The sequence below is a fragment of the Geomesophilobacter sediminis genome, assembly GCF_016458275.1.
GTDB lineage: Bacteria > Desulfobacterota > Desulfuromonadia > Geobacterales > Geobacteraceae > Geomesophilobacter > Geomesophilobacter sediminis.
Window position 1 is genome coordinate 23,621 of sequence record NZ_JAEMHM010000001.1, and the last position, 18,239, is coordinate 41,859.

An 18,239-nucleotide genomic window follows, 5' to 3' on the forward strand; every position below is an offset into this window, starting at 1 on the left:
CTGATCGGACCGGTCGGTCGGATCGGACCGATCAGCCCGGCGCGGAGTTTCCTCCTGCATGGGGACGAGCAACCTCTTACAGCTTCTCCGCTTTCGGGAACAGGATGTTGTTTTCCAGATGCACGTGCAGGTGCAGGTCGTCTTCGAACTCCTCCAGCTTGCGGTAGGTCAGCGTGAACGTAGTGCAGGCATCGTCGGGAACGGCATAGTCGTGGGCGAGAGCGCGAATCTCATGGATCGCGGCGCCAACCTGGTCGTGCTCGTGGCGCAAGGTCCGCAACGAGCTGCGCAGGGCGTCCATTTCCGCCGCCGCGCCGGTTCCTTCCCGACCCGCCGCGGACAGACGCCGGACCGCCGGGAACAACGTCTCCTCCTCGTCATGCATGTGTTGTTTCAGCTCCGCGGCAATCCGGTCGAAGATGTCCGCAATCTGCAGCAGTTCCGGGTGCCGTCCGCCGTGGACCTCGGCGATCTTCCGGGCGTATCCGGCAATGGTTCCGGACTCCTCCCGGACATAGGTATGGTGGGTGTTGACGATATAGTCGGCCAGAAACCCGAGCTCCCAGGTGGCGAAATTCTGCCCCCGCTCCAGGGGCTGGGCGGTCGCTTCGGTGACCTCCCGCAAAAGTTGCGTAGGCTCGACCCCTTTCTCCTGGCACGCCTCGTCGAGGGTGACGTTCCCGCCACAGCAAAAATCGATGCCGTGTCTTTCAAAAACAGCGGCGGTACGGTAATCCCCTGCGACAAACTCGCCGACGGTTTGTTGCATCATATCCTCAAACGATTTCTCTTCTCGATGCATCGTTATTCTCCCTGTTTGCTTTCGTTTCCCCATGGCTCAAGCGGCCACGGGCATTGGTGGTGCTGGTGCCGGCGCGGTTTGGTGCCGGCGCCCCTGCGGCCACTCTCGGCAGCGACAACCAGAAGGTGGCCCCGCCGTCGACACTCCCTTCGGCCCAGATTCGGCCGCCGTGGCGTTCGATGATCCGGCGCACGTGAGCCAGGCCGATGCCGGTCCCTTCGAACCCTTCCCCCGGGTGCAGGCGCTGGAACATGCCGAAGAGCTTGTTCCGGTAGCGCATGTCGAAGCCTACCCCGTTGTCTTTTACGTAGATGACGGTCTCGGCGGGATCCTCCACGGTCCCGATCGCTATGGTGGCGCGGGGGCGGGAGCGGGTGAACTTCACCGCGTTGGCAATGAGGTTGTAAAAGGCCATGCGCAGCATGTCGGGGTCGCCGACCACGTCCGGCAACGGCGCGATCTCCCAGGCAATCGCGCGTCCGGGCTCCCTTTCGCTCAGTTGCTCGACGATCCGGTGCACCGTGGCGTCAAGATCGGTGCGCTGCAGCAGCAGTTCGGTGCGCCCCAGTTGGGAAAAGGCCAGCAGGCCGTCGATCTGGTTCCCCATCTTGGTCGCCGACTGCGCGATGACCTTCAGGTAGTGCCGGCTTTTCGGGTCGAGGTCGCGGTTCCGCGCCGCCAAAAGTTCCACAAATCCCAGGATGTGGCGGATCGGCGCCCGCAAGTCGTGGGAGATCGTGTAGCTTACCTCGGCATTCTCCCGATTGGCCTCCGTGAGCCGCTCCACCTGCCTTTGCAGCGACATGTTGAGCTCGGTGATCCGGGCGATGTTCTGCTTTTGTTGCAGCAGGTGCATCTGCCGGATCCGCCCCAGCCCGAGACCGAAAAGGACGAGCAAGGTGACCTTCACCACGGCGTCCCAGTACCAGAAGAAGAGATGGGCATAGAGGTGCTTGGTGAGGAAAACCTTCAGGATGATGACCATCCCTGCCAGCAGCGAAACGGAAACGATCTCTGCCATGCGGCGCTGCCAGGCCACGATGGCCAGGGGGACCAGGTAGAGGGGGAAGAGGTTGAACCCGAAGCCGAGACGATAGTCGAGGGAACCGATGACGCCGATCAGGATGATCGGCAGTACGAGGGTAAACAGGCTGGATTGGGCTCTCGTCGTCATGGGACTCTCGCGATAGATAGTCGTTTCACCGCATCCGGTGCTGCTCGGCGTCTCTAAGCTGATGGCGCCGCCCGGAGGCCGCGTCCTACCGCCCGGCCGGCCCCTGTCGACAAAAGAGCGGGGGTGGAACCATGGAATGCATTGTAATTATAACGTTTGCGTAAGGATGAGCGCAATGGAAATGATAGTCGCTTTCAGGCATCTTTCGGCGCCCTTTTTAAAGCAACCGGTAAGACCGCGAACTGGGCCCGGGAGTCGGGACAGGCGGCCAAGAGGCTGTCGACCCTGAGTGAAGAGCTGCGCGGCCTGATGGGGCAGTTCCGGCTGGCCTGAAGCTGGCGGCACATGGATAGGGCGAGGGGGTTGGCTTTTTGAGCCAACCCCCTCTTTTTTTGTAGTAACCGGACCTGCAGAAAAAAAGGCGCAAGTAATGTATACGCGGCATATTTGTTGTATACGCTGAGAAGGCTAAAGTGTACTGAATACGTGACGATAGTGTTAGAGCTTAATTACGAAGATCTGTAAGTATGCTAATTACAACTGCTGTAACATTTTGACGCACACCTTGCCAAAATGATTCACATATAAAATTGTATTAATTGTAATCGGGGTGAAACGTGAAAATTTCAACGAAAATCTCTGCTGGCGTTGTATTGACGGTATTTATTGCTATTGCCACTACGTCCTTTCTTTGTCTCTACCAGATGCAGAAGGAATTGAGCAGCAAGGCAGAGGCTGCATTGCAATCAAGAATGAAAACAATGCAGTACCTGTTGCAAAGCAAAGGCTCGGAGATGCACATCGCGGATGGCAAGTTGCTTGCCGGTGATTATCCCATCAACGGCAACTTCGAGATTCCGGACCGGATCAAAGAACTCTTCGGCGGCGCCGCGACCATATTCATGCAGGACGAACGGATCTCGACCAATGTCTTGAAGCCGGACGGCAGCCGGGCAGTGGGGACCAAGCTGAAGGGACCGGCCTACGACGCGGTCATCGGGCAGGGAAAACCGTTTAGCGGCATCGTGGAGATCCTCGGGGTTCCCTACTTCACCGCCTACCAGCCGGTCGTCGACCGCGACGGCAAGGTGATCGGGGCACTGTACGTAGGAGAAAAGGTGAGCGAGTACCTGGCGGTCTACGAAAGGCTCAAGTACGTGGTGGCGGGAATCGCCGTGGTGCTGGCGGCGGGACTTTCCTTCGTGACGCTGTTGCTGGTAAAGCAATCGCTGCTGCCGCTGGGGCGGATGTGCGAGATGATCGAGGACATCGCCCACGGGGAGGGCGATCTGACCAAGCGCCTCGACGACAGCAGCCACGATGAGATCGGCGAGGTGGCGAAGTGGCTCAATGTCTTCATGGAGAAACTCCACCTGATCATCGACCGGACCGCACAGACCACGCACCGGGTGGCGGCCGCTTCGGCGCATCTGCATACCACCGCGGAGCGGATGGCGCTGGGGACCGACCGGGTTGCCGAGCAGGCCGGTTCGGTCGCGACCGCGGGGGAGCAGATGTCGGTGACCTCCGGAGACATAGCGCAAAACTGCGCCCGCGCCGCGGAGGGGTCCCGCCAGACCTCGGAGGCCGCCGCTTCCGGGGCGCGGGTGGTCGATGAGACCATCGTGCTCATGAACAACATCGCCAGCCGCGTCAAGGAGAGCGCCCAGACCGTCGAGAGCCTCGGGACCCGCTCCGAGCAGATCGGGGAGATTGTCGGCACCATCGAGGACATCGCCGACCAGACCAACCTCCTGGCGCTGAACGCGGCGATCGAGGCGGCTCGGGCCGGGGACCAGGGGCGCGGCTTCGCCGTCGTCGCCGACGAGGTCCGGGCGCTCGCCGAGCGGACCAGCAAAGCGACCCGGGAGATCTCCGACATGATCCGGGGGATCCAGCAGGAAATCGGGACTGCGGTGCAGGCGATGCACCAGGGGGTGCACGAGGTATCGAAGGGGAGCGACAAGGCGGCCGAATCCGGCCAGGCGCTGCAGGAGATCCTGGTGATGATCAACGACGTGACCGGGCAGATCCACCAGGTGGCGACCGCCGCCGAGGAGCAGACGGCGACCACCACCGAGATCAGCGGCAACATCCACCAGATCAACACCGTCCTCGCCCAGACCTCCCAAGGGGTGCAGGAGTCGGCCCAGGCGGCGAACCAGCTCTCCTCGCTCTCAGAAGATCTGCGCCAGATCGTCTCCCAGTTCAAGCTGCTGGAGAAGGCGGCCTAGGGACCGGAGGGGGAAACGTCGGGGCTGGGGGCTAGGGGCTGGGGGCTAGTCAGTTCGGCCCAGGAAGCAGGAGCGGCATTGCCGTCGCGATCAGGTGCAGACGATCGCGGCGGCAATGCCGCTCTTTTTTCGTGGCGGCTCCAACAGCCTGATACCTTTGATCGGTTTCTTTGCCGCAGTGGCTTCATGGGCACCTCTCGACCCCCGATCCCCGCAACAGCAGTTGCCGGAGCGCCTCCGCTGCTCGTCCTGTGCTTTGCCTGTTGTCTTGTGCCGGGACGGGGGAACTCTTTCATCGTATTCCCTCCGGTTTCCAGTCACCTGCTTCATTCCTGACCGTATCTTGTGTTGCATTACTTTCATAAATTGCTTACAATCTGCCGCCATTGGCCTCTCCTGCAGGGTGAGCGCTGTATTTTCAAGGAGTTAATGGCAGTAATGCTGGATGAAAGCCACCCATTACATCCCTTGCTGTCACGCGAGGTAGGAATTTGCCTGCAAAACTGCCGTGCCGATGGGAACTTTATTCAAAGGTACGTTGATTCATGCCAAACGCCACGTCACCTCTGCCTTGCGGCACTAAAGGTGCCCAGCCGGTCCATCATCGGGATCGGTGTCTCCGCAGGAGGGATCCAGCCGTTAGAGCGCTTTCCTGGAACGGAAACCGTCGGAAAGCGGCCTGGCCTTCATGGCCGCATCTGGATTCCGATTCTTCCGACGGGTTGATCCTGGTGCAGGATGCGGCGCAGGCTGCCTACATGAGCTTCGGTCCGCCAACGAAGATCTGATGAGTGCGGTGCGGGAGGAAGCTACGACCGGGGTGCGCGAGGCTTGGGCCTAACGGGGCAAAGGACACCGGAGGGATGATGCAGGATCAGTCGCTTTTAAGTGATGAGATACGAAAAGGGGGCCGCGCGCTCAGTGTCGAAGAGTCGCAGCGGCTGCTCCACGAACTGCAGGTCCACCAGATCAAGCTGGAGATGCAGAACCAGGAGATCGTCAACGCGCGGCTGGAGGTCGAAGCGGCCCTGGAGCGCTATGCCGATTTCTACGACTTTGCCCCGGTCGGCTTCCTTACCCTGGATTACGACGGCGTGATCCGGGCCGCCAACCTGACCGCCGCCGCCATGCTGGGTACCCCGCGCTCCTGCCTCATCGGACGTCATCTCGAGATGCTGGTGACCGAGGGGCGTCCTGCGGTCCGCGCCACGGTGCAGCAGGTATTCGGTGCCAGCGGGAAATCGGTATGTGACGCGACGGTGCTGCAGGGGGAGGAGCCGCTCTACCTGAGGATCGAGGCAACTACCTCCCGTTCCGGCAACGACTGCCGTGCCGTCCTGATCGATCTCACCGAGCGGCGCCGGCTGGAAACGGAATTGACCCAGCTCAACGAGGAGTTGGAGCGCCGGGTTCAGGCTCGAACCGCCGAGATGGAAGCGGCCCTGCGGGAGCAGGAATCGTTCAGCTACACCGTCTCCCACGATCTCCGGTCGCCCCTGCGGCATATCAACGGGTACCTTTCCATTCTCAAGGAGGACTTCGGGGGGGAAGTGCCGGAAGAGGCGATCCGCTACATCGACCGGGCCTGCGAGGTGACTTCGCACATGGGAAGCCTGATCGATAACCTCCTTAACCTCTCCCGCATCGCGCGCTCCGAGGTGGTACGGGAACGCGTGTACCTGAGTGAGTTCGCCGAGGGGATCCTGACCCAGTTCCAGGAGGCCGAGCCGCAACGCCGGGTGGAATGCGTGATCCAAAAGAACATCGTGCTGCAAGCCGATCGGATGCTCATGTGGGCGCTGCTGCGAAACCTGTTGGAAAATGCCTGGAAGTACACTTCGCAGCGGGAGACGGCGCGGATCGAGCTCGCCAGCCGGGAAGTGGGGGGGCGGACCGTGGTGGAGGTGGTCGACAACGGGGTGGGGTTCGATATGGCCTACGGGGACCAGCTTTTCGGCGTGTTTCAGCGCTTGCACGGCAAGGAATTCGGGGGACTGGGGATCGGGCTGGCTACGGTGAAGCGGATCGTGGAGCGCCACGGCGGCGAGATCTGGGCGGAGTCGCAGGTGGACGGCGGGGCGAGGTTCTCGTTCACGGTGGGGTGAGGGGAGAGCGCGCGGTCCGATCGGACCGATCCGTCTGATCTTGCCCGCGCCGGTGCGCCTAGGCGCTTCTCGGTTACTGCGGGGAGAGGCCGACGCGGACCGCGTCGTGGTTGAGGCTTACCTGGAAAGTCACCTTGCGGTAGTACAGCTGGTATTGACCCGGGGCCGGGACCAGCGACCACGCTTTCCGGTCTTCGAGAAGTTGTTGCAGTCCTTCGTTGTCGGCGGTCACCGTGATCCGCGACCCGGCGCCACCATCGTAACTCGCCTCGACCTTTGCCGTTCCGGCCGACTCTGCGAGCTCTCCCGCCGCAAGCTTTCCTTCCAGCATCTTCCGCACCGCCAGTGCCGCCACTTCGGCGTAGCTGCGGCTCCGGTACATCCCCTGCTGCATATACGCTGACCGGGCGAAGGCCTGGCTGACCACCGGTCGTCGTCCCCGCAGGATCACTGCCTTCACAAGCCGAAGAGCCCCCTTCACGAGCCGCTGAGCCCCCCCCTCAAGCTGGAGAGCCACCCTCCCAAGCCGCAGAGCCTCCCTCCCAAGCTGGAGAGCCCGCTTCTCAAGCCGCAGAGCCCCCCTCTCAAGCTGGAGAGCCCCCCTCTCAAGCTGGAGAGCCCCCCTCTCAAGCTGGAGAGCCCCCTTCTCAAGCCGCAGAGCTCCCCTCCCAAGCTGCAGAGCCCCCCCCCCAAGCTGCAGAGCCCCCCCCCGAAGCTGGAGAGGCCCCTTCTCAAGCCGCAGAGCCTCCCTCTCAAGTCGCAGAGCCTCCTTCCCAAGCCGCAGAGCCTCCCTCCCAAGCTGCAGAGCCCCCCTCCCAAGCTGGAGAGCCCCCTTCTCAAGCCGCAGAGCCCTCCTCCCAAGCTGGAGAGCCCCCTTCTCAAGCCGCAGAGCTCCCCTCCCAAGCTGCAGAGCCTCCCTCCCAAGTCGCAGAGCCCTCCTCCCAAGCTGGAGAGCCCCCTTCTCAAGCCGCAGAGCCTCCCTCTCAAGCCGCAGAGCCTCCCTCCCAAGCCGCAGAGCCTCCCTCCCAAGTCGCAGAGCCTCCCTCCCAAGCTGGAGAGCCCCCTTTTCAAGCTGGAGAGGCCCCTTCTCAAGCTGCAGAGCCACCCTCCCAAGCTGCAGAGCCCTTTCTTCCGCAGGAGTGCTCCGCTCACCGGCAGAAGAGCCCTCCGGTATCGGCCATGTGCAACCTCCTGCTTGTTGTCTCAACCCGCTGGCATGGTATAAGAACCCTCGTTCCTGACCTCACTTTTTGCTGCCGAAGCCCCGTGACCTGAGTCCATCTACGCAGGTCATAGGAGGTGAACCTTGGCGCCTTCCGATGGAAATGACCCTTTCGAGCCGACTCCCGAGGAACTGCACAAGGCTGAGGAAGCGACCAGCATCGCTGCCGTTGGGGTCCATGCCGCGGTCCGAAAGGAGGGGGAAGACGAGCTGAAACGTCCTTCCTCCGCCCTGGCCTGGTCCGGTCTTGCCGCCGGCCTTTCCATGGGCTTTTCGCTCTTGGGGGAGGGGCTTTTGCAGGCGCACCTCCCCGACCTGCCCTGGCGTCCCCTGATCACCAAGCTCGGTTACACCCTCGGCTTTCTCATCGTGATCCTGGGGCGCCAGCAGCTCTTCACCGAAAATACCCTCACCGTCGTCCTCCCCCTGCTGCACCACAAGGACCGGACCACCCTGTTCAACGTCGCCCGGCTCTGGATCGTAGTCCTGCTCGCCAACAGCCTGGGGGTATGGTTCTTCGCCCTGTCCCTGCGCCCCCCGGTCTTCGATCCCCAGGTACTGGAGAGCTTCCGCCAGATCGGGATGGAGGCGCTCGCTCCCGGGGCGGGAGTGGTGTTCTTAAAGGGGATCTTCGGCGGCTGGTTGATCGCACTCATGGTCTGGCTGTTGCCGGGCTCGGAATCCTCGCGGCTGGCCACCATCGTGATCATCACCTACCTGGTCGGTCTGGGAAAGATGTCGCACATCATCGCCGGCTCGGCCGAGGTGCTCTACCTCGCGGTGAACGGGGCCGCGGGCTACGCGGAATGCCTGGTGGGGTACATGCTGCCGGCCCTGGCGGGAAACATTTTGGGAGGGGTGGCACTGGTTGCGGCGCTGAACCACGCGCAGGTCGTGGCGGGGCGGAAAGGGCGGTGAGGGTAAGGGGTGGCACTTCGTGCCCCGCCGCGGCCAACGGATGTAGGGGAGGGGGGAGCCTCCCTTCGGGAATACTGGGGGGCAGGCACGCGGGGGAGGAAAAAAACTGCTTCGGGGAGTTGAATTCGTCAAGTATTGAATTAGATTCTTCCAATTCGCCGGTCTCAGTGCCGGCCTTTTTGTTTCCGCACCCATCAAGCGCAGCGGAGGTGGATCATGGCCCAAACGACCAAGAGCGGCATCGACGAGGTCCATATCCTCTGGACCTCGGAGGGGATGAGTTGCGACGGGGATTCGGTCTCGGTCACTGCAGCGACCCTTCCTGCCATCGAAAGCATCGTCCTGGGGCTCATCCCGGGGCTACCCAAGGTGCACCTGCATAACAAGGTACTCGCCCGGCAGACCGGGGACGAGTTCATGGCTCCCTTCCATGCCGCCGCCCGCGGCGAACTGGGGCCCTTCGTTTTCGTGGTGGAAGGCTCCATCCCCAACGAGGAGATCCATCCCGAGGGGTACTTCACCTCGATGGGGAACGACCCGGTGACCGGGGAGCCGATCACCTTGAACGCCTGGATCGACCGCCTGGCGCCCAGGGCGCTCGCCGTAGTCGCTGCCGGGACCTGCGCCACCTACGGGGGCGTCCATGCCATAGCAGGAAACGCCACCGGTGCCATGGGGCTTGCCGACTACCTGGGCTGGGACTTCAAAAGTGCGGCCGGCATCCCCATCGTGAATGTCCCGGGCTGCCCGGTTCAGCCCGATAACTTCATGGAAACCCTGTTGTGGCTCCTCTACCAGATCGCCGGAGACGCTCCGATGATCCCCCTGGACGACAAGCTTCGTCCCACCTGGCTCTTCGGCAAGACGGTGCACGAGGGGTGCGACCGTGCGGCCTACTACGAGCAGGGTGACTTCGCCCACGACTACAACTCTCCCAAGTGCCAGGTGAAGATCGGCTGCTGGGGTCCGGTGGTGAACTGCAATGTCACCAAGCGCGGCTGGATGGACGGGGTGGGTGGTTGCCCCAACGTGGGGGGGATCTGCATCGGCTGCACCATGCCCGGTTTCCCGGACAAGTTCATGCCGTTCATGGACGAGCCGCCGGGGGCGAGCCTTTCCTCCACCATCACCATGACCTACGGGCCGATGATCCGCCGTTTGCGCGCGATCACCAACGCCACCGTCAACGAGGAGCCGAAATGGCGCCACCGGGGGCCGGTCCTGACCAGCGGCTACCGTCCGTGCAGCGGAACCTGCGCGGGGAAAGGAGGGAAACGTGGAGACGATTAAGGGGGGAAACGGCAATCTGGTGGACATGAACTGGGACCCGATCACCCGGATCATCGGCAACCTGGGGGTGTACACGAAGATCGACTTCGAGAACCGGCGGGTGGCGGAATGCCGGACCACCTCGTCGCTGTTCCGCGGCTACAGCGTCTTTTTGCGGGGGAAGGACCCGCGCGACGCCCATTTCATCACCAGCCGCATCTGCGGTATCTGCGGCGACAACCACGCGACCTGCTCGGTCTACGCCCAGAACATGGCCTACGGGGTCAACCCCCCGGCGCTTTCGGAGTGGATCGTCAACCTGGGGGAAGCGGCCGAATTCATCTTCGACCACACCATCTTCCAGGACAACCTGGTTCTGGTCGACTTCTGCGAACAGATGGTCAAGGAGACCAATCCGGGCCTGCTGGGGAAGGCGGAGGCCGCCGAGGCCCCGAACGCCGCCCTGCACGGGTTCAAGACCATCGCCGACATCATGCGGGCGTACAACCCCTTCGAAGGGAAGATGTATCAGGAGGCGCTCCGGATGGGTCGGGTCACCCGCGAGATGTGCTGCCTCATGGAGGGAAGGCACGTCCATCCCTCCACCCTGTACCCCGGCGGGGTGGGGACGGTGGCCTCGCCACAGCTTTTCACCGACTACCTCAACCGCCTGCTGAGCGTGCTCGATTTCGTGAAACGGGCGGTCCCGATGAACGACGACCTTTTCAACTTCTTCTACGAGGCGCTGCCGGGCTATGAGGAAGTGGGGCGGCGCCGCATCCAGCTTGCCTGCTGGGGATCGTTCCAGGACCCGGCGGTTAACGACTACCGCTATCAGACGATGGGGACCTGGGGGCGCGCCATGTTTGTCACCCCGGGGGTGGTCGTCGACGGCAAGCTCGTGACCAACGACCTGGTGGACATCAACCTGGGGCTGCGCATCCTGCTCGGGAGCTCCTACTACCAGGACTGGCAGCAGGAGGAGCGTTTCGTCACCCGCGATCCGCTGGGCAATCCGGTGGACCACCGCCACCCCTGGAACCAGACCACCATCCCGGCGCCCCAAAAGCGCAACTTCGAGGGGGGAAACTACAGCTGGGTGATGAGCCCGCGCTGGCAGGACCCCGCGACCGGAGAGATGTTCCCGCTGGAGACCGGCGGCGGGCCGCTGGCCCGGCTCTGGTCGACGGCCCTCTCCGGGCTGGTGGACACGCCGTACGTAAAGGCGACCGGGGAGAGCATCCGGATCTCGCTTCCCAAGAGCGCCGAGCTCCCGGAGGTCGTATTCGAGTGGAAGGTGCCCAAGTGGTGCAACACCATCGAGCGGGACCGGGCCCGGATCTACTTCATCGCCTACGCGGCCGGGATGGCGCTTTACTTCATCGACCAGGCGCTGGGCGAGATCCGCCAGGGGCGCACCCGGACCTTCGCCGATTTCCAGGTTCCGGAGGAGGCGGTAGGGGTGGGGTTCCACGAAGCGGTGCGCGGGGTGCTTTCCCACCACCTGGTGATCCGGGACAAGAAGATCGCCAACTACCACCCGTATCCCCCTACCTGCTGGAACGCGAGTCCTACCGACAGCAACGGTATTGCCGGCCCGATGGAGGACGCCATCGTCGACACCCCCATCTTCGAGGAGAACGGGCGCGACGGCTTCAAGGGGATCGACATTTTGCGAACGGTGCGCAGCCTGGACCCCTGCCTCCCCTGCGGCGTGCACATGTACCTGGGGAAGGGAAAGGTGATCGAGGAGTCCCACATCCCGACCCTTGGTCTGAACGGGAGGATGAAACGGTAGGGGCGCACCTCCCCGGCCGAATCCAGCTCGCCGGATGGAAAAAGGTCCTTATCTCCGGATAAGGGGGAGAAGAGCAAGGATGAAGGATAAACGAAAAGACCCTGCGCCCCTCCGCGCCCGCCGCGGTGGGCTTCCGTGCGGGTCTGAGGAGGACGGCCAATGAAAAAGCATCCAACCCTGGTGGCGGGGATCCGGACCGGTCCCGCCAAGGTAAGAAAGTCCCAGCCGACCCACATCCCGGGGGTGCGCTCCGGCAACGCCCCGGGCGGCTACGACAATTCTCCCGGGCACCTGCCCGACGGCACCTCGACGGCGCGCCGCTCCACCGGCATCAACGCCGAAAAACGGGACCCGATCCTGCCTGAGATGCCCAATCTCTCCCCGCCGTGAGGTAAACGACGATGCCAGTTGCCGACGAATTTCTTACCAGGATGTCCCTTGCCTCACCCCGGGAGCTGAATCTGGGCGGCCGCGTGCTGCGCCGGGGGAGCCGGGTGCGGCTCAATCCGAAACCCGGGGGCGATCTCCTGGACCGCACCCTCGCCGGGCGCTTTGCCGTGATCGAGGGGATCGACGAGGACGAGGCAGGGATCGCTCACGTCGCGGTGGTACTGGAGGACGACCCGGGGCGCGACATGGGGGAGCTGCGGCACCCGGCGCACCGCTTCTTCTTCACGACAGCCGAAATCGAGCCGATCGAGGCGCCGGCGGCAGCGCGGCGGGTGCTGGTGGCGGGAATCGGCAACGTCTTTTTCGGCGATGACGGTTTCGGGGTCGCGGTGGCACGGCGGCTGATCGGCCGTTCCATCGCGCCGGGAGTGAAAATCGGGGATTACGGCATCCGCGGCATGGACCTCGCGTATGCCCTGGAAGGGTACGACGCTGCGATCATCGTCGATGCGGTGCCGCAGGGGAAGCCGCCGGGGAGCGTACACCTCATCGTTCCGGACCCGGAGGACGGGGAAGAGGTGCCCCTGGACAGCCACCAGATGAACCCGCTTGCCGTTTTGGGGCTCGCCCGCAGGCTGGGCAAACTGCCTAAGGATCTCGTGATCGTCGGGTGTGAGCCGGACGTGTATCCGGCGCCGGAAGGCCCGATGTCCATGGGGCTCTCCCCGCCGGTCGCGGCGGCGGTCGATGGCGTGGCCGAGATCGTGAGCGAACTGGCGGTCCGGCTCTCCGCCGGTGCGGGGACGCCGGGAGGGTGAGTGCTCGGTGCGAAGGAGGACGCGATGAAGAAGGCACAGAAGAAGGTGGTAAAAGAGGCGATCCTGTATGCCGCGGCAGGTGCGGTGGCGCTGATGGTGCTGCGGGAGCTCCCCGCGATGATCCGCTACTACCGGATGACCCGGCTCTGAGCGCACGTGGTGGTCGCGCTTCGGCAACCCGACGAGGCAGGGAAGGTCCCTGCCTCTTTTTTTGCCTCCACTGGCTTGCTATTTGTGAAAGCGATGACGCGGCGCACCGGTACCGATAATATCAATTTGAGCTGCATCATGAGTTTTGAGCGGTTGCAGGGAGCGAAGGGCTCGGACGAGCCGTGCCTGAGAGGTTTCGAGCGGAGCTTCGAGCCGGTCGAGGTCACCATAGGTTACGGTAAGAGCGGCCGGATCCGCAAGATCGTTACCCGGAACCATGCCACCGCCATCTTCGGGATCCGTCCCGGAATGACTGCGGCTGAAGGGAAAAAACTGGCGCTCGGGGAGGGGCTGAAGGAAACCGGGACCGCCGACACGTATCGGGGCGATGGATTCTTGGTCACGTTGCTGGTAGATCGCACCGGCGCCGTTTTCGGGGTCGTGGTCGAGGCTACTGACTGAAGGCGATGCGGCGGTGTGGAAAAAATATTTGAGGCCTTCGCTTAATTACGTTGCTTTATCGGAATAGAACTGTTAGGGTGACGAAACTCCGGGGTATCCCCGGTAAAAACAAGCAGTAGGATTTCAGGAGAAAGACACAAGATGGTAAACGGTACGGTTAAATGGTTCAACGACAGCAAGGGGTTTGGTTTTATCGCGCAGGACGGTGGTGAGGATGTTTTCTGCCATTTCTCTGCGATTTCTGGCGACGGCTTCAAGTCCCTTGCTGAAGGCGATAGCGTCTCGTTCGAGATCGTAAAGGGACCGAAAGGTCTCCAGGCGGCTAACGTCACCAGGATCTAAGCGCAGCGCACACTGCCCATAAGAAGAGCCCGGAGCAAAACTCCGGGCTCTTTTTTTTGTCCGGGGCCCAGCGACCCCGCGGACCTGATGGACTGAGCAACGGGAATGTGCCCAGTCCACCAGCTACCAGCTACCAGGGCACCCCATTCACTCGGTCCGTCGTAAGCTTGCGCTCTCGCGCACGACCCGTGAAGGAGATGTGACGCCTTCCTCCTCGACTCTCGCCCCTGCCCCCTGACCCCCGACGTTCGACGTTCGACGTTCGACGTTCGCCCGCCGGATCGCGGGATTCGTTCCAGCTTGGTAATCCCCGCTGCACCGGTAACCGGCTCTTTGCCGCGATATCGCAAGATCCCGGTGCGCCTCCCGTGGCAATCCACCCCTCGCCGACAGCCTTTCCCGGCACCGGTCAGATCCCGAGGCGGTCCTGGGCCGGCCGGGTATTTTCGTCGTAGATCCGGAAGGATCTACAGCTAATGAGGTGAAAATACACGGTATCTTTCCCCTCACTCCGGCCCCGCCTGCCAGTCCGAACCCCTCCGATCTCCCGCTTCCCCCGCAATCCGCTCCCATCTTGTCTTCCCGCTATTTGACCGTTACCGAATCAGATGCCCAATCCGGCTATATCACGTACTGTTTTCCCGCCCTTTCGCGAAGGATGCGACAGCGCGGGCTTCTGTTTTTGTGCGGTTGCGGTTAATTCGTCCAAATTAATCAAGGCGGAACTGCCGCGTTTTTACCGGAAAGTTCCCATGCTGTTTACATTAAAACCCGCTGGGGCATGACGTTACCTTTGGGGGCGCGGTAAGGGGGGATGGTGCGGGTATTTGCGCTCTGCAGCACGACCGAATGCAACGGTGGATATCGGTATGGTTCGTGCACCGGGTGCCGGACACGATTTCCCCCAGGCTGCGCCGATCCAGCCGCCAAACCGCTCCAAATGCGGCACCGGCGGACCGGTTCCGCCCGGTGGGGGTACGGTTTCGACCGTTATCGAATGAAATGGCTGAGTCCGTGGTTGAGCTCACGGTGATTCAGTCCCTGCCGTAAAAGGAGAGACCCCTATGCCGAAAAGGATGCGAGCTATAGCTATGGTAGTGCTGGCATGCGCCTTGCCTCTGGCTGCACACGCCGCAACCTGGTTCTTCAGTACCCAGGCCAAGTCCAACGGCGGGACCATCACCTCCCCGAACATGACCGGCCAGAGAGTCGTTAACGGCCCGATCTACCATTCCTATACGACCAGCACGGCTCTTCCGGTAACCATTACCGCCGACCCCGGTTTCTCCATCAGGGACGTCGTCGTGAACAACGTCAGCATGGGAGCCCAGGGGAGCTCCTACTCCACCTTCGTCAAAGGTGATGCCGATTCCTCCTCCCAGTCGGTTACCGCCTCGTTCGCCCCGGCTCTGCTGTCTGTTGGCGCCCAATCCAGCGGGTATGGCGGCTCCATCTCTCCCTCATACTTTGGCAACATAACTTACGGCACCACGCTCACCGAGGCACGCACCTTCTACATCACCCCCCAGAGCGGGTTCTACGTGCAAAGTGTCACCGGGGTCCCCTCCGGAGCCACGGTTTCCCCTTCGGTTCCCGCCGGAGCCTCGCAGCGGGTCACGGTGACCTTTCCCAAGGGTTATGTTTTCACGACTTCCATCGCCATCAACGCGACCTTTGTCAGCGACAAGCCGGTGATCAAAGTGTCGTTGCCCCAATCGGCCCTGGTCGGGGTGCCGGTCACCCTTTCCGCCACCCACGTCGGTGGGCCTGCCCCGACCACCTATACCTGGACCCAGTGGTCCGGACCGGCTCGTGCCCAGTTGGTCCCGGCGCAGAGCCAGGCGACGGTAGTGGCTCCCGCTTCGGGATATTACGTCTTCCGGGTTGCCGTGGACGGCGGGTCCTATGGGCTCATCGCGCTCACGGTCACCGATTCAACGGGGAAAGCGGCCCGCACCCTGTGCGAGTTCTGCCACCAGGCGATTGGAATCGGCACCCCGGGTCTCTTTAGAAACTGGTCCGCCTCAGCGCACCGTGTCAACAGCGTCAGCTGTGAGAAGTGCCACTCCACCCATCCCGCCAAACCGGACACCAGCGTTTGCAGCGGCTGCCACTCGGACATGAACTCGCACCCGTTCGCTACCGGCGGGTCCGCCTGTACCGTCTGCCACAACTCCCACTCGCTGAAAGCGGTGATCCCCGGGATGCCGGCGGTCCATTTCAACAACTCCACCTCGGTCGGGTATCCGGCCAGCTACGTCACCTCCCGCTCCGACTGCATGGACTGCCACCGCGGCAACGATCAAAACGCTGCCATCCGGCAGCAGTGGAAAGTCTCCGCCCACGGCGCCACCACCGATGCCGCCTGGCGCGGCCGTGACTTCAAGACCATGTCCGGCTGCGTGCAGTGCCACACCACCACCGGCTTCATCGCCTACTCGACCGGCAAGGTGACCGCCGCGTGGGGGACCGCCTCCGATAAAAGCAAGGAAGTCCTCGCCTGCAACGCCTGCCACAGCGATATCGGCACCGGTGCGATCCGCGCCTTCACCCCGGTCAAGCCTTACAAAGACGATAGCTACGTGAACCGCAACGCGGGCGAGTCCAACATCTGCTTCGACTGCCACAGCGGCACCAAGAACGGCAAGAGCGTCACCGCGCTGGCGAACTTCGGCAACGCCGCGTTCCCGGACCCGCACTTCCTCGCCGCCGGGGGAACGCTGCACGCCCAGGGGGGCTACCAGTTTGCCGGGCGCAGCTACGCCGGCTACTCCAGCAACTCGCACCGCCGGGTCGGGCTCGGCGTCAACACGACCGCCGGCCCCTGCATTGCCTGCCACAAGAGCTCGGCCAGCGGGCACACCTTCACCGCTTCGGTGAACGAGGCCTGCGCCGGCTGTCACAAGGACTCCCTCACCACGGGGCTTCTGTCCGCCGAAAAGGGCGACTTCCAAAACGCGCTGCAGATCCTCAGGGCCCAGCTCGATGCCAAGGGCTTTGCCTACTACTCCTCGGCCTCGCCGCGCTTTGCCGCCACCAACTGGGGGAGCGGCCAGTCCGGAGCGGACAGGATGGGGGCCGCCTTCAACTACGCCTTCCTACGGTCGGAGCCGGGCGCCTACGCCCACAACTCCGCCTATACCAAGCAGCTCATCTTCGACTCGATCGACGTTTTGCACAACGGCTCGGTGACCGGCTCCATCGACACCGCCCTCACCGACCTGGTCAGCGCCGGCAAGATCACCCAGCAGGCCGCCGACCAGGTAGCCACCTACAAAAACGCCAAGACGAGCTGCACCACCTGCCACGATCCGGCCGGGGCGGTGAGCGGGACCGGGACCGGCAGCCACGTGAAGCACGCAAGCGACGGGGTCGGCTGCGCCGACTGCCACAGCCAGACGGCGACGGGCGCCACCGCTTTGGTCCCGGGCACGGTGACCCACATCAACGGACAGGTCGACGTGAACGTCGCGGCCATCGACGTCAAGGGGAGCTTCAGCTACGGCGCGGCCGCCAAGAGCTGCTCCAACGTCACCTGCCACGGTAACGGCGCCGTCACCATGACCTGGGGACAGGGGCCGGCCAGCTGCGAAAGCTGCCACGTCACCAACATCTCGGTGGTGGACGGGGTGAAGGCCACCGACCGCTCCCTCTTCCCGACCAGCGGCCACGGCCAGTCCGGGGTCGGCCAGACCTGCCTCAGCTGCCACGACAGCACGAAGCAGCACATCGGCGGCGGGAACATGCTGCTCCCGGCCCACATCGGGGCCCAGAACATCGAGTGCAACGTCTGCCACAACGACACCGATCTCATCCCGTACCCGGCGCGCAACAACATGAAGACGCACATCAACGCGGACGGCACGGCATCCAACTGCACCGACTGCCACGATCCGCACGGGACCACCAACCTCTCGATGATCAAGACCAACATCCTGGGGCGGACCATCACCTATACCAACGACAACACCGGGCTCACCGATCCGGTGACCAACCAGGGGCTCTGCCAGGTCTGCCATACCCAGACCAAGTACTACCGCGCCGGGGTCGTCGAAACCAACCACGACACCACCGGCTGCCTCGGCTGCCACCAGCACAACGCCGCGGCGGGAGCCTTCATGGTCACCGAGAAGAAGCAGTGCGACTCCTGTCACGGCTATCCGCCGGCGCCGCGGGTCACCTCCTACCCGGTGGTGTTCGGGACCATGTCCAACTGGTCCAGCGCCACCTTCGAGGACTACTCCGGAGGCGGCGGGGCGCACCTGGTCGGGGCGCACGTGCCGCAAAACGCCCGGCGCGCCGACGGCTGGGCCAACTGCGTCATGTGCCACGAGACCCGCTACCATCCGGTGGAGACCTCGGACATCACGGTCCCGATCCTGCCGAGCAAGTCGCACATCACCGTCGCACCGCAGTACCGGCTCGACAACAGCTTCACCATTTACTCCGGCGCTAAACTTTTCGATCCGCCGGCCCGAAACGTTACCGGTAGCTGCATGAACGTGAGCTGCCACATGGGGCCGTCCCCGCGCTGGAGCATCGAAAGATAGATTGA

The 18,239-nt window shown here is 63.2% G+C and carries 14 protein-coding genes; 11 read left to right on the forward strand and 3 right to left on the reverse strand.

Features of this window, described 5'->3' with window-relative positions; genetic code table 11:
* Positions 1-76: 76 nt before the first annotated feature.
* A complete protein-coding gene (gene ric, locus JFN93_RS00125; protein ID WP_236021458.1) occupies positions 77-802 on the reverse strand; it encodes an iron-sulfur cluster repair di-iron protein in 726 nt (241 codons plus the stop codon).
* The gene (locus tag JFN93_RS00130; protein ID WP_199381949.1) at positions 777-1,976 is read right to left on the reverse strand and encodes a sensor histidine kinase; all 1,200 of its coding nucleotides are present in this window, start codon (positions 1,974-1,976) and stop codon (positions 777-779) included. Before JFN93_RS00130 ends, ric begins: the two co-directional genes overlap by 26 nt.
* Before the next feature lie 617 nt (positions 1,977-2,593).
* On the opposite strand from JFN93_RS00130, the gene JFN93_RS00135 reads away from it, so the two are divergent.
* On the forward strand, positions 2,594-4,210 hold the full coding sequence (locus tag JFN93_RS00135) for a methyl-accepting chemotaxis protein (protein WP_328753136.1): 1,617 nt from the start codon (positions 2,594-2,596) through the stop codon (positions 4,208-4,210).
* 863 nt (positions 4,211-5,073) lie between these two features.
* Positions 5,074-6,315 (forward strand): sensor histidine kinase, encoded by a 1,242-nt coding sequence (locus JFN93_RS00140; protein ID WP_199381950.1) that lies wholly within the window; start codon positions 5,074-5,076, stop codon positions 6,313-6,315.
* Between the two features lie 73 nt (positions 6,316-6,388).
* Here the strand turns inward: JFN93_RS00140 and JFN93_RS00145 are convergent, their stop codons facing one another.
* Positions 6,389-7,420, reverse strand: a complete 1,032-nt coding sequence (locus JFN93_RS00145) for a coiled-coil domain-containing protein (protein WP_199381951.1) — start codon at positions 7,418-7,420, stop codon at positions 6,389-6,391.
* Positions 7,421-7,621: 201 nt separating this feature from the next.
* Between JFN93_RS00145 and JFN93_RS00150 the strand changes: the two genes are divergently transcribed.
* The 9 genes from JFN93_RS00150 to JFN93_RS00185 all read left to right on the forward strand — a co-directional run bounded on the left by JFN93_RS00150 (position 7,622) and on the right by JFN93_RS00185 (position 18,234).
* On the forward strand, positions 7,622-8,455 hold the full coding sequence (locus JFN93_RS00150) for a formate/nitrite transporter family protein (RefSeq protein WP_199381952.1): 834 nt from the start codon (positions 7,622-7,624) through the stop codon (positions 8,453-8,455).
* A 216-nt stretch (positions 8,456-8,671) separates the two neighbouring features.
* Positions 8,672-9,745: an NADH-quinone oxidoreductase subunit B family protein gene (locus JFN93_RS00155; RefSeq protein ID WP_199381953.1), complete on the forward strand. Its 1,074-nt coding sequence runs from the start codon at positions 8,672-8,674 to the stop codon at positions 9,743-9,745.
* Positions 9,732-11,522: a nickel-dependent hydrogenase large subunit gene (locus JFN93_RS00160; RefSeq protein WP_199381954.1), complete on the forward strand. Its 1,791-nt coding sequence runs from the start codon at positions 9,732-9,734 to the stop codon at positions 11,520-11,522. The genes JFN93_RS00155 and JFN93_RS00160 overlap by 14 nt, the downstream gene beginning before the upstream one ends.
* A 159-nt stretch (positions 11,523-11,681) precedes the next feature.
* On the forward strand, positions 11,682-11,912 hold the full coding sequence (locus JFN93_RS00165) for a hypothetical protein (protein WP_199381955.1): 231 nt from the start codon (positions 11,682-11,684) through the stop codon (positions 11,910-11,912).
* Between the two features lie 11 nt (positions 11,913-11,923).
* Positions 11,924-12,730, forward strand: a complete 807-nt coding sequence (locus JFN93_RS00170; protein ID WP_199381956.1) for a hydrogenase maturation protease — start codon at positions 11,924-11,926, stop codon at positions 12,728-12,730.
* 24 nt (positions 12,731-12,754) lie between these two features.
* Entirely contained in the window at positions 12,755-12,880 is a 126-nt protein-coding gene (locus JFN93_RS25715; RefSeq protein WP_268898767.1) for a hypothetical protein, read from the forward strand.
* 138 nt (positions 12,881-13,018) lie between these two features.
* Entirely contained in the window at positions 13,019-13,342 is a 324-nt protein-coding gene (locus tag JFN93_RS00175) for a hypothetical protein (protein ID WP_199381957.1), read from the forward strand.
* 141 nt (positions 13,343-13,483) lie between these two features.
* Positions 13,484-13,684, forward strand: a complete 201-nt coding sequence (locus JFN93_RS00180) for a cold-shock protein (RefSeq protein WP_199381958.1) — start codon at positions 13,484-13,486, stop codon at positions 13,682-13,684.
* 1,091 nt (positions 13,685-14,775) lie between these two features.
* A complete protein-coding gene (locus tag JFN93_RS00185; protein ID WP_199381959.1) occupies positions 14,776-18,234 on the forward strand; it encodes a CxxxxCH/CxxCH domain c-type cytochrome in 3,459 nt (1,152 codons plus the stop codon).
* Positions 18,235-18,239 lie beyond the last annotated feature (5 nt).

What these genes read in the sequence shown, in the direction of transcription:
- JFN93_RS00155 (WP_199381953.1), top strand. Translation starts at nt 8,672, where the DNA reads ATGGCCCAAACGACCAAGAGCGGCATCGACGAGGTCCATATCCTCTGG.
- JFN93_RS00175 (WP_199381957.1), top strand. Translation starts at nt 13,019, where the DNA reads ATGAGTTTTGAGCGGTTGCAGGGAGCGAAGGGCTCGGACGAGCCGTGC.
- JFN93_RS25715 (WP_268898767.1), top strand. Translation starts at nt 12,755, where the DNA reads ATGAAGAAGGCACAGAAGAAGGTGGTAAAAGAGGCGATCCTGTATGCC.
- JFN93_RS00180 (WP_199381958.1), top strand. Translation starts at nt 13,484, where the DNA reads ATGGTAAACGGTACGGTTAAATGGTTCAACGACAGCAAGGGGTTTGGT.
- ric (WP_236021458.1), bottom strand. Translation starts at nt 802, where the DNA reads ATGCATCGAGAAGAGAAATCGTTTGAGGATATGATGCAACAAACCGTC.
- JFN93_RS00165 (WP_199381955.1), top strand. Translation starts at nt 11,682, where the DNA reads ATGAAAAAGCATCCAACCCTGGTGGCGGGGATCCGGACCGGTCCCGCC.
- JFN93_RS00130 (WP_199381949.1), bottom strand. Translation starts at nt 1,976, where the DNA reads ATGACGACGAGAGCCCAATCCAGCCTGTTTACCCTCGTACTGCCGATC.
- JFN93_RS00170 (WP_199381956.1), top strand. Translation starts at nt 11,924, where the DNA reads ATGCCAGTTGCCGACGAATTTCTTACCAGGATGTCCCTTGCCTCACCC.
- JFN93_RS00140 (WP_199381950.1), top strand. Translation starts at nt 5,074, where the DNA reads ATGATGCAGGATCAGTCGCTTTTAAGTGATGAGATACGAAAAGGGGGC.
- JFN93_RS00185 (WP_199381959.1), top strand. Translation starts at nt 14,776, where the DNA reads ATGGTAGTGCTGGCATGCGCCTTGCCTCTGGCTGCACACGCCGCAACC.